This is a genomic window from Streptomyces lothianensis (assembly GCF_047779955.1).
GTDB lineage: Bacteria > Actinomycetota > Actinomycetes > Streptomycetales > Streptomycetaceae > Streptomyces.
This window is the reverse complement of the sequence record NZ_JBLMKT010000176.1, coordinates 1-231: the sequence shown is the minus strand read 5'-3', so window position 1 is coordinate 231 and position 231 is coordinate 1. Positions and strand designations below refer to the sequence as shown.

Annotated in this window: 1 protein-coding gene; it reads right to left on the bottom strand. The window is 70.1% G+C overall.

What is annotated here, in order from left to right:
- On the bottom strand, nucleotides 1–231 hold a 231-nt coding region (locus tag ACLF6P_RS30120; RefSeq protein WP_415954604.1), incomplete at both ends, for a hypothetical protein.

Genomic DNA, 231 nt, shown 5'->3' with positions numbered 1-231 from the left:
GAAGCCGGGTGAGGGTTTCTGCGAGCTGGGCGTGCACGGCCTCGGGAACGTCACCGTCGTCCCCCTGAGCGCCGGACACGACCTCCAGGACCTCGGTCGCCAGGACCTTGGTTGCCGGGGTCTCGGACGGGGTCGGGACGTGCGCTGCGAGTGTCTGCCAGTCGAGGTGGAAGAGCGAGTCCGAGGAGGAGGTGTTGACCTGGTCGGCGGTGACGGGGCGCAGGGTGAGGG